This window comes from Salinicoccus jeotgali, from assembly GCF_055379195.1.
Map to the genome: position 1 here is coordinate 2152828 of NZ_AP043830.1, position 11913 is coordinate 2164740.

The 11913-nt window shown below is 48.3% G+C and carries 7 protein-coding genes; all 7 read right to left on the minus strand.

The window, feature by feature from the left end:
* Positions 1-116 precede the first annotated feature (116 nt).
* The 7 genes from fusA to rplL all read right to left on the minus strand — a co-directional run bounded on the left by fusA (position 117) and on the right by rplL (position 11893).
* Entirely contained in the window at positions 117-2198 is a 2082-nt protein-coding gene (gene fusA, locus ACZ43I_RS11090; protein ID WP_344703541.1) for an elongation factor G, read from the minus strand.
* Between the two features lie 57 nt (positions 2199-2255).
* Positions 2256-2726: a 30S ribosomal protein S7 gene (rpsG, locus tag ACZ43I_RS11095; RefSeq protein WP_344703543.1), complete on the minus strand. Its 471-nt coding sequence runs from the start codon at positions 2724-2726 to the stop codon at positions 2256-2258.
* A 39-nt stretch (positions 2727-2765) separates the two neighbouring features.
* The gene (gene rpsL / locus ACZ43I_RS11100; protein WP_344703545.1) at positions 2766-3185 is read right to left on the minus strand and encodes a 30S ribosomal protein S12; all 420 of its coding nucleotides are present in this window, start codon (positions 3183-3185) and stop codon (positions 2766-2768) included.
* 222 nt (positions 3186-3407) lie between these two features.
* On the minus strand, positions 3408-7031 hold the full coding sequence (gene rpoC / locus ACZ43I_RS11105) for a DNA-directed RNA polymerase subunit beta' (protein ID WP_344703547.1): 3624 nt from the start codon (positions 7029-7031) through the stop codon (positions 3408-3410).
* A gap of 37 nt (positions 7032-7068) precedes the next feature.
* The gene (gene rpoB, locus ACZ43I_RS11110; RefSeq protein WP_344703549.1) at positions 7069-10605 is read right to left on the minus strand and encodes a DNA-directed RNA polymerase subunit beta; all 3537 of its coding nucleotides are present in this window, start codon (positions 10603-10605) and stop codon (positions 7069-7071) included.
* 217 nt (positions 10606-10822) lie between these two features.
* Entirely contained in the window at positions 10823-11428 is a 606-nt protein-coding gene (locus ACZ43I_RS11115) for a class I SAM-dependent methyltransferase (protein ID WP_344703551.1), read from the minus strand.
* 96 nt (positions 11429-11524) lie between these two features.
* A complete protein-coding gene (gene rplL, locus ACZ43I_RS11120; RefSeq protein ID WP_344703585.1) occupies positions 11525-11893 on the minus strand; it encodes a 50S ribosomal protein L7/L12 in 369 nt (122 codons plus the stop codon).
* Between the last annotated feature and the right edge of the window lie 20 nt (positions 11894-11913).

Consider the following 11913-nt stretch of genomic DNA (forward strand, 5'->3'; position numbering starts at 1 on the left):
CCTCTCCTTAAAAGAATTGTTTATATTTATATTGAAACTCGGAAACGGGACGTGCCCGCCCGAGGTGTTTCTAAACCACTTATAAATGATTATGATCCAAAAATCAAGCGAGCTGATTATTCACCTTTGTTTTTCTTGATGATTTCTTCAGAAATTGATTTTGGAACTTCTTCGTAGTGATCGAATGCCATTGTATACGTGCCGCGTCCCTGCGTGTTGGAACGCAGATTCGTTGCATAGCCGAACATTTCGGAAAGTGGAACGAAAGCATTGACGACTTGCGCGTTACCGCGTGCAGCCATACCTTCAACACGTCCGCGACGGCTTGTGACATCACCCATGATATCACCCATATACTCTTCAGGCATTACAATTTCAACTTTCATGACTGGCTCAAGAATGACCGGCTCACATACTTTGGCAGCTTCTCTGAGTGCCAATGATGCAGCAACTTTAAAGGCCATTTCTGAGGAGTCGACATCGTGGTAGGAACCATCGAAGAGTTTTGCTTTGACGTCTACCATAGGGTAGCCTGCAAGCACACCGTTCTCCATGGAGTCCCTGAGTCCTGCTTCGACGGATGGAATGTATTCACGTGGAACCACACCACCGACGATCGCGTTTTCAAACTCGAATCCGCCGCCTACTTCGTTAGGTGTGAATTCGATGTGAACATCACCAAACTGGCCACGTCCACCGGATTGACGGGCGAACTTACCTTGAACAGCTGCCTGCTTCTTGAATGTCTCGCGGTAGGACACCATTGGCGCACCTACGTTACAATCCACTCTGAATTCGCGCTTCATACGGTCTACGAGGATATCAAGGTGGAGTTCACCCATACCGCCGATGATGACCTGACCCGTTTCGTTATCGGTGTGTGCCGTGAAGGTAGGGTCTTCTTCCTGAAGCTTGACGAGTGCGCTGGACATTTTGTCTTGGTCAGCTTTGGATTTAGGTTCCACAGAGAGGTGGATAACCGGCTCTGGGAAGTCCATTGATTCAAGGATGACCTGGTTCTTCTCGTCACAGAGCGTATCCCCTGTTCCAGTATCTTTCAAGCCGATCGCAGCAGCGATGTCGCCTGCATAGACAGTGGAAATTTCTTGACGGGAGTTGGCGTGCATCTGCAGGAGACGACCAACACGCTCACGTTTGTCTTTCGCCGTGTTCTGAACATAGGAGCCTGCGCTGAGGGTACCTGAGTACACACGGAAGAAAGTCAATTTACCGACGAATGGGTCCGTCATGACCTTAAAGGCAAGCGCTGCAAATGACTCAGAGTCGTCTGGCTTGGCGATAACCTCTTCATCTTCGTCATCTTTTCTGTGACCGACGATCGGTTTCACATCAAGCGGGGACGGAAGATAGTCGATTGAAGCATTAAGAAGGAGTTGGACCCCTTTGTTCTTGAATGCAGTACCGCAAAGTACAGGATAGAACTCAACATCACAAGTCGCCTGACGGATTGCAGCTTTCAATTCTTCAAGAGAAATATCTTCTCCGCCGAGGTATTTTTCCATGATGTCTTCATTCACATCGGCAAGTCCTTCAATGAGGCCTTCCCTAAGCTCTTCTGCCTTTTCTTTGTACTCAGCCGGGATTTCAATCTCCTGGACATCAGTACCAAGGTCATTGTTGTAGTTAAATGCTTTCATCTCAACCAAATCTATGATTCCTGTGAAGTTATCTTCAGAACCGATTGGGAATTGGATTGGATGCGCATTTGCTTGAAGGCGATCCTTGATCGTACTTACGGAGTACTCAAAGTCTGCACCGACTTTATCCATCTTGTTGATGAAGACGATACGCGGTACACCGTAAGTTGTCGCCTGCCTCCAGACAGTTTCCGTCTGCGGCTCAACGCCAGACTGGGCATCAAGTACCGTCACCGCGCCATCAAGTACACGTAGGGAACGTTCAACCTCTACTGTGAAGTCTACGTGGCCTGGTGTATCGATGATGTTGACACGGTGGCCGTCCCATTGTGCTGTAGTCGCAGCGGAAGTGATCGTGATTCCACGCTCCTGCTCCTGCTCCATCCAGTCCATCTGTGACGCACCTTCATGCGTTTCACCGATTTTGTGGATACGGCCGGTATAATAGAGGATACGTTCAGTCGTTGTTGTCTTACCAGCATCGATGTGGGCCATGATACCGATATTACGCGTTTTTTCTAAAGAGAATTCTCTTGCCATTGATATCTTTTTCTCCTTCCAGGAATGGAATAGATAGGCTGTTGCACAACCTTCTTATTACCAGCGGTAGTGTGCGAAAGCTCTGTTTGCTTCAGCCATCTTATGAACGTCTTCACGTTTCTTGACAGCACCACCAGTGTTGTTGGCAGCATCAAGAATTTCGTTTGCCAGGCGCTCTTCCATAGTCTTCTCCCCGCGCAGACGCGAGTAGTTCACGAGCCAGCGGAGGCCGAGAGTCGTACGGCGTTCTGGGCGCACCTCAACAGGTACTTGGTAGTTTGAACCACCTACGCGACGTGCTTTGACTTCAAGTACTGGCATGATGTTTTCGATTGCTTCATCAAAAACTTCTCCTGCATCTCTGCCGGAACGTTCCTGTACAAGATCGAAAGCTGAGTAAAGAATTCTTTGGGAAGTACCGCGTTTTCCGTCTACCATCATTTTGTTGATGAGCTTAGTCACAAGCTTGGAATTGTGGATCGGATCCGGCAATACGTCTCTTTTTGGGACTGGTCCTTTACGTGGCATAGTCATCCTCCTTTCAAAAATTTATATCATTTTATATTTTTATTTTTTCTTTTTGGCGCGTTTTGTACCGTATAGTGAACGGCTCTGTTTACGGTCGTTGACACCTGAAGTATCAAGCGCACCGCGTACAACGTGGTAGCGTACACCAGGAAGGTCCTTTACACGTCCTCCACGGATGAGTACAACACTGTGCTCTTGGAGATTGTGTCCGATTCCAGGTATATATGCGTTCACTTCAATAGTATTTGAAAGTCTCACACGTGCATATTTACGGAGGGCGGAGTTCGGTTTCTTAGGAGTCATCGTACCGACACGCGTACATACACCTCTTTTTTGTGGTGCATTTTCGTCTGTCATACGTTTCTTAAGACTGTTGTAGCCCTTGTTCAATGCTGGTGAGTCTGTGCTTTGTGATTTGCTTTGACGCGGTTTTCTCACAAGCTGGTTAATCGTTGGCATGGTTTTCCTCCTCTCTTCAATTAATCCCACACATCCAGGTGGCTCATTTTAAAGGTATAAAAAAATGTGTAAGAAATAATTCTTACATTTTGCATTTTATCTCTCCATAACAATCGTAAAGATTCAATATGGAGTAACCTTAATTATAGTAGCATCTCTGAATAGGGATGTCAACATACTATTTTAAAACAGCACCCGCTCAAAAGAGCGGGTATTCTGTTTTTATTCTTCAATGAGAATTTCTTCCTTCTGCTCTGCAGATTCAGGATGTTCGACATCAATTTCCACATCGCGGTATCTTGGCATTCCTGTACCTGCCGGTATGAGTTTACCAATGATGACGTTCTCTTTGAGGCCGAGAAGTTCATCGCGTTTACCTTTGATTGCAGCATCTGTGAGCACTCTTGTCGTTTCTTGGAAGCTTGCTGCAGAAAGGAAGCTTTCTGTTTCAAGTGACGCCTTGGTGATACCGAGCAGTACCGGTTTTGCGGTTGCCGGACGTTTGCGCTTCTTGAAGATATCACGGTTGGCATCCGTAAAGGCATGGATGTCGACCAGTGCGCCAGGGAGCAGCTTAGTATCACCTGCATCGATGATACGAACCTTCCTCAGCATCTGTCTGACCATAACCTCAACGTGCTTATCATCTATTTCAACACCCTGCATGCGGTATACTTTCTGAACTTCCTTAAGCAGGTATTCCTGCGTACGGTTCAGACCTGCAACTGCGAGGAGTTCCTTCGGTTCGATCGAACCTTCGGTCAGTATCTCACCCGGTTCGACCTTATCGCCGATTTCTACAAGCAGGCGTGCTGTCGCCGGTGCGGTATACGTCTTCGTTTCCTGCTCACCTTTGATCTTGATCTCCTGCTGGCGATCTTTGACGATTTCAATATCAGTCACCGCGCCGCGGATTTCTGAAATCATCGCCTGACCTTTCGGATTACGTGCTTCGAAGAGCTCCTGTATACGCGGCAGACCTTGAGTGATGTCGCTTCCTGCGACCCCACCTGTGTGGAATGTACGCATTGTGAGCTGTGTACCCGGCTCACCGATGGATTGTGCAGCGATTGTACCAACCGCTTCACCCACTTCCACTTTTTCGCCGGTTGCAAGGTTCTTACCGTAGCAACGTTCACATACACCGTGGCGTGTATTACACGTGAAGGCTGAACGGATGTACATTTCTTCGACGCCACTGTTCACAATCGCTTTCGCTATCTCATTTGTGATCAGTTCATTTGAGTGGACCAAGATCTCCTTCGTTTCAGGGTCCTTGACCGTTTCTTTGGCATAACGCCCTTCGAGGCGGTCGATGAGTGGCTCGATCAATTCTGAACCTTCTGTAAGCGCTGAAACGAGCAGCCCTTTATCAGTTCCACAGTCGTCATCGCGGACGATGACATCTTGTGCGACGTCGACCAGACGTCTTGTGAGGTATCCTGAGTCCGCCGTCTTAAGTGCAGTATCAGCCAGACCCTTACGTGCACCGTGCGTGGAGATGAAGTACTCAAGAACCGTCAACCCTTCACGGAAGCTGGACTTGATCGGAAGTTCTATGATCTGGCCTGACGGGTTGGCCATCAGACCGCGCATTCCGGCCAGTTGAGTAAAGTTGGACGCGTTACCCCTGGCACCTGAATCACTCATCATGAATATCGGGTTCAGGCGATCAAGTGACTGCATCAACCGTGCTTGGATATCATCCTTCGCACGCGTCCACAGCTCTATGACCGTGCCGTAGCGTTCTTCTTCCGTGATCAGGCCACGTGAGAACTGTTTCTGGACTTTTTCAACCTTCTCTTCTGTTTCATCGATGATTTCCTTCTTCTCAGGAAGTACGACTATATCAGACACACCTACAGTGATTCCGGCTTTAGATGAATACTTGAAGCCAAGATCTTTCATAAGGTCGAGCATGACGGAAGTCTCAGTGATGTGGAAGGCGTTGAACACTTCCGCTATGATCTGCCCCAGGAATTTCTTGTTGAACGGATCGACTAGAGGCGCCTCTTTGAAACGCTCTGCCAATCCACCCTCGCCAAGTTCCGATGCAGCGACGAAGTAGCGGTCCGGTGTCTTCACCTCAAGGTTTTCCCTTGTCGGTTCATTAATGTACGGGAAGGAAGGCGGCATGATTTCATTGAAGATGACTTTTCCTATCGTCGTCATGAGGATCTTGCCCTGATTTTCCTCGGAAACCTTTTCTGCTGCGAAACTGTCGGTATGCACTCCGATGCGGCTGTGGAGTTGTACATAGCCGTTCTGATAAGCCATTACAACTTCATCGGCATCCTTGAAGATATGACCTTCGCGTTTTGTGTTCTCCCTCTCGAGTGTAAGGTAGTAGTTACCGAGCACCATATCCTGTGAAGGTGTAACAACCGGCTTACCATCCTTAGGGTTCAAGATGTTTTGGGCAGCCAGCATCAATGTGCGGGCCTCAGCCTGAGCTTCTTTAGATAGCGGAACATGCACTGCCATCTGGTCACCATCAAAGTCTGCGTTATAGGCAGTCGTAACCAATGGGTGCAACCTGATCGCACGCCCTTCGACGAGTGTTGCCTCGAACGCCTGAATGCCCAGACGGTGGAGTGTCGGTGCACGGTTCAGCAGTATCGGGTGCTCCTTGATGACATCTTCAAGGACATCCCATACCTCATTTTCCATGCGCTCGATCTTACCTTTGGCATTCTTGATGTTGGTTGCCATTTCACGTTCAACAAGTTCTTTCATGACGAACGGCTTGAACAGTTCGAGAGCCATTTCCCTCGGCAGTCCACACTGATACATCTTCAGGCTTGGACCAACTACGATGACTGAACGTCCAGAGTAGTCGACACGTTTACCGAGCAAGTTCTGACGGAAACGTCCCTGTTTCCCTTTCAGCATGTGGGAGAGGGATTTGAGCGGACGGTTCCCCGGACCAGTCACCGGACGACCACGACGGCCGTTATCGATCAATGCATCAACAGCTTCCTGGAGCATACGTTTTTCGTTCTGGACGATGATTCCAGGTGCTCCCAAGTCAAGGAGACGCTTGAGGCGGTTATTACGGTTGATGACCCGGCGGTAGAGGTCGTTCAAGTCACTTGTGGCGAAACGTCCGCCATCAAGCTGGACCATCGGACGGATTTCCGGCGGGATGATCGGCAGTACATCAAGAATCATCCAGGCAGGGTCATTACCTGAGCTCCGGAACGATTCGACGACTTCAAGACGCTTGATTGCACGCGTCAATCTTTGGCCTGTTGCTGTTTCCAGCTCTTTTCTGAGTTGGGCGAGTTCATCTTCAAGATTGACATCCATCAACAGTTCTCTGATGGCTTCAGCACCCATCTTGGCCGTAAACGTATTGCCGTGCTTATCGTAATATTCCCTGTACTCGCGCTCAGTCAGCAGTTGCTTAGGCTCAAGCCCTGTAGATCCCGGCTTGATGACTGCATAGGAAGCGAAGTAGATGACTTCTTCCAGGGAGCGTGGGGACATATCAAGCAGCAGTCCCATCCTGGACGGGATGCCTTTGAAATACCAGATGTGGGAGACAGGGGCAGCAAGTTCAATGTGCCCCATCCTCTCACGTCTGACTTTGGCACGTGTCACTTCCACACCACAGCGGTCACAGACCATGCCTTTATATCTTACACGCTTATATTTACCGCAGCTACATTCCCAATCTTTCGTCGGGCCGAATATCTTTTCACAGAAAAGGCCGTCACGTTCAGGCTTAAGCGTTCTATAGTTGATCGTTTCAGGTTTCTTGACTTCACCGAAAGACCATGAACGGATCTTTTCGGATGAAGCCAGACCTATTTTCATATATTCAAATCTATTTACATCTATCAATGAGCTTTCCTCCCTAAAGTTTTATCAAGCTCAATCATCATTCAGTGACATCTTCAGTCGCTGCTTTTGGCTGCGCACTCAAATTCATCTGATTAGGCGCTTCGTCCTCTTCTGTATCACGCATCTCGATTTCTTCGTCATTCTCATCAAGCAGATTGACATCGAGACCGAGGCTCTGCAACTCCTTCATCAGTACACGGAATGATTCAGGCACGCCGGGTTTAGGGACATTTTCACCTTTTACGATCGCTTCGTAGGTCTTCACGCGACCGACGGTATCATCGGATTTGACCGTCAGGATTTCCTGGAGGGTATAGGCGGCACCATATGCTTCCAGTGCCCATACTTCCATTTCCCCGAAACGCTGGCCACCGAACTGGGCTTTACCGCCAAGTGGCTGCTGTGTAACAAGTGAATATGGTCCGGTACTTCTCGCATGGAGTTTGTCGTCGACCATGTGGGCAAGTTTGAGCATGTACATGACACCAACGGAGATGCGGCTCTCAAACGGTTCTCCCGTTCTGCCATCGTAGAGGACAGTCTTACCATCATGGGCAAGTCCTGCTTCTGACATCGTCTCCCATACATCTTCCTCATTCGCACCGTCAAATACTGGAGAAGCCATCTTCACACCCATGGCACGGGAAGCCATGCCGAGGTGAAGTTCAAGCACTTGTCCGATATTCATACGCGATGGTACCCCAAGTGGGTTGAGCATGAGGTCGATTGGTGTGCCATCTGGCATATAAGGCATATCTTCCTCAGGTAGGATCCTGGAGATGACACCTTTGTTACCGTGTCGTCCACACATTTTGTCACCTACGTTGATCTTACGCTTTTGTACGATATAGACACGCACGAGCTGGTTGACCCCTGGAGAGAGTTCGTCACCATCTTCACGGTTGAAGACTTTGACATCCAGTACAATGCCTCCTGCGCCATGCGGTACACGAAGTGAGGTATCACGCACTTCACGCGCTTTCTCACCAAATATCGCATGGAGTAGACGCTCTTCAGCTGTCAGTTCGGTTACACCTTTAGGGGTGACTTTACCGACGAGGATATCGCCGTCCTTGACTTCAGCACCGATGTGTACGATACCGCGATCATCCAGTTTCTTCAGCGCATTATCAGAAACGTTCGGAATGTCCCTTGTGATTTCTTCAGGCCCAAGTTTCGTATCTCTGGATTCAGATTCGTACTCTTCTATGTGAATGGATGTATAGACGTCATCCTTGACCATACGTTCACTCATGATGACAGCGTCCTCATAGTTGTAGCCGTCCCAAGTCATGAAGCCGACCACCAGGTTTTGACCCAGTGCCATCTCGCCGTTATCCATGGACGGACCATCAGCAAGGATTTCACCTTTGGCGACAATGTCGTCTTTTGCGACAATCGGTTTCTGGTTATAGCACGTTCCGGAGTTCGAACGGATGAATTTGGACAGTTTATATACATCTTTGTCCGTCTCAACTTCTTTTCCATTCTGATCTTCAATCCGACGTATGTGGATTTCTTTCGCTTCCACACGTTCTACACGGCCTTTGTAGCGTGCGACGATTGCAGCACCAGAGTCGCGTGCAGCTACGTGCTCCATGCCCGTACCGATGTGTGGTGACTGTGGAATCAGGAGTGGTACAGCCTGACGTTGCATGTTGGCACCCATCAAAGCACGGTTCGAGTCATCGTTTTCGAGGAACGGGATACACGCCGTCGCCGCAGAAACAACTTGTTTCGGGGATACGTCCATGTAGTCCATGCGTTCTCTCGCCATCTTCGTGTTGTTACCACGGAAGCGGCAGACGATTTCTTCATTGGTGAATGAACCATCTTCCTCAAGGAGCGCGTTCGCCTGGGCGACGACGTAGCTGTCTTCTTCGTCAGCCGTCAGATAATGCGTCTCGCTCGTGACCTTGTTCGTTTCCGGATCAACTCTTCTATAAGGAGTCTCGATGAAGCCGAACTCATTGACCCGTGCATAACTGGACAGGGAGTTGATCAGACCGATGTTCGGCCCTTCCGGCGTTTCGATTGGACACATGCGTCCGTAGTGGGAGTAGTGTACGTCACGTACTTCCATTCCTGCACGCTCACGCGTCAGACCGCCGGGTCCAAGTGCAGATAGCCGTCTCTTGTGCGTCAATTCGGCAAGTGGATTCGTCTGGTCCATGAATTGCGACAGCTGTGAACTTCCGAAAAACTCCTTGATGGAGGCGATTACCGGACGGATATTGATCAGCTGCTGAGGAGTGATGGATTCAGCATCCTGAATCGACATGCGTTCCCTCACTACACGTTCCATACGGGAGACACCAATCCTGAATTGGTTTTGGAGCAGTTCCCCTACAGAGCGCAGACGGCGGTTGCCGAGGTGGTCTATATCGTCAGTGTGTCCTACGCCGTGAAGCAGGTTGAAGAAATAGCTCATTGAAGCGATGATGTCAGAAGGTGTGATTGACTTCACTTCAACATCAGGGAATGCGTTTCCTATGATCGTTGTCGTGCCCTCTTCCATGTTCGGCGCTTCAACTTTTATGGATTGGATCTCAATCGGCTCATCGAGCAGTCCATTCTCTAGATGATATGTTTCCAGGTTCGCATTGGATTCAAGGACATCCATGATGCCGTCCAATGTACGCCTGTCGATTGTAGTGCCTGTTTCTGCTACAATCTCTCCCGTTTCCCGGTCGACGATCGGCTCAGCCAATACCTGGTTGAACAGACGGTCTTTCAGGTGGAGTTTCTTGTTCATCTTATAGCGCCCTACACTCGCAAGGTCATAGCGTTTCGGATCGAAGAAGCGGGAATATAGAAGGTTTCTCGCATTTTCGACAGTTGGTGGTTCGCCTGGGCGAAGTCGTTCGTAGATTTCTAGGAGTGCCTGATCTACCGTTTCGGTAGTATCCTTCTCAAGCGTATTCCTGACGTATTCATTATCTCCAAGAATATTGATGATTTCCTGGTCAGTAGAGAATCCAAGCGCTCTAAGAAGTATAGTCATAGGCAGTTTACGTGTACGGTCGATCCTCACGTAGACGATGTCCTTGGCGTCTATTTCATATTCAAGCCAGGCACCGCGGTTTGGAATCACTGTCGCGCCAAACCCTCTTTTGCCGTTCTTATCGATTTTCTCGGAATAATAGACAGATGGACTTCTGACAAGTTGTGATACTATGACGCGTTCCGCCCCATTGATGACGAACGTGCCGGTATCAGTCATCAGAGGAAAATCACCCATGAACACTTCCTGTTCTTTAACCTCGCCCGTCTCTTTTATGATCAGACGGACTTTCACACGCAAAGGTGCAGAATAAGTTGCATCATGGTTCTTTGCTTCGTCCTCATCATATTTAGGTTCGCCAAGTTTATAGTCGACGAACTCCAATGACATATTACCCGTGAAGTCTTCAACTGGAGAAATGTCCTTGAACATCTCTATAAGGCCTTTCTCCAGGAACCATTCGTAGGATTTTGTCTGGATTTCGATCAGGTTCGGCAGATCCATTTTTTCTTCGATTCGTGCATAACTTCTGCGTGTAGCGTGTCTTCCATATTGAATCAGTTCACTCATCGACAGATTCACCCCTAATAAAAATTACGTAAAACATTCACCGAAGCAGTTAAACAGTTAATAAGACAAAAAGAAAACGGAATCGAAACCAACCCCATTTTCTATTAATCAACTATATTTATACGCTCCATTCAATCCGCACTGAAAAAATGCATACTGATTGACATTATATTTTTACATTCTATAACTATATCACAGAAAAAAAGTCAAGTCAAATTTAAGATTGGCTGACGATTCCCTTCAGGACATAGTATCCTTTATCCTTCACAAGTGTCTCCACATTGCCGAATCTTTCTTGGATGGCTTTGCGATATGAAGCCATCCCCTGCTTTTTTTGGACGACCATGTAGAATGCACCATCCTCCAAACGTCCGGCGGCATCTTCTATGATGTCGAGCACCACATCTTTGCCTGCCCTGAACGGAGGATTCGTAACGTAGAAGTCTGGTTTAAAAGCTTCGGCATGGGCGTCGTATTCACTGCGGTCCATCACTTCGGCCGTCACTTTATTGCGGGTGGCATTCTCCCTGGAGAGCAAAAGCCCATCCGGATTCACTTCAATCATCAGGGGGACTGCATTAAGGACATCTCCGAGGACAATCCCGATCGGACCGTAGCCTGCCCCCATGTCAATGAAGTCTCCGCCCGCATCAGCACCCCTATCCTTTATGATAGCATCAATAAGAACCGCGCTGCCGTAATCGATCCGATCCTTGGAGAAGACACCGCGGTCTGTTTTAAATGTGTAGCGCTTATCTTGGTACACATACTCTATATCCTTATAGTTATGTTCCGAATCGTGTCCGGTGAAATAATGGCTCATCACACCACTCCTATATTCATGCGCCGTCATTATGTAAATAAAGAGACTCATTTAAACAACCGTTTAAAATGAGCCTCCCTACATGTCTGAATTAGATTATTTAAGTTCTACGCTTGCGCCAACTTCTTCGAGTTGTGCTTTAAGCTCTTCAGCATCTTCTTTAGAAGCGCCTTCTTTGACGACTTTAGGTGCACCGTCAACGACTGCTTTAGCATCTTTGAGGCCAAGGCCTGTCGCTTCACGAACGACTTTGATGACTTTGATCTTGGAAGATCCAGCATCTGTAAGTTCAACGTCGAACTCAGTCTGCTCTTCTGCTGCCGCTTCGCCTGCACCAGCGCCTGCTGCTGCTACTGGAGCTGCAGCTGTAACGCCGAACTCTTCTTCTATTGCTTTGACAAGGTCATTCAGTTCAAGTACGGACATACCTTTGATTTCTTCAATGATTTGTTCTTGGGACATTATAATTCCTCCATTTATTGGTA

Excerpts from the sequence above, each read along its gene's own strand:
- fusA (WP_344703541.1), bottom strand. The coding sequence starts at position 2,198 with ATGGCAAGAGAATTCTCTTTAGAAAAAACGCGTAATATCGGTATCATG.
- rpoB (WP_344703549.1), bottom strand. The coding sequence starts at position 10,605 with ATGAGTGAACTGATTCAATATGGAAGACACGCTACACGCAGAAGTTAT.
- rpsG (WP_344703543.1), bottom strand. The coding sequence starts at position 2,726 with ATGCCACGTAAAGGACCAGTCCCAAAAAGAGACGTATTGCCGGATCCG.
- rpsL (WP_344703545.1), bottom strand. The coding sequence starts at position 3,185 with ATGCCAACGATTAACCAGCTTGTGAGAAAACCGCGTCAAAGCAAATCA.
- ACZ43I_RS11115 (WP_344703551.1), bottom strand. The coding sequence starts at position 11,428 with ATGAGCCATTATTTCACCGGACACGATTCGGAACATAACTATAAGGAT.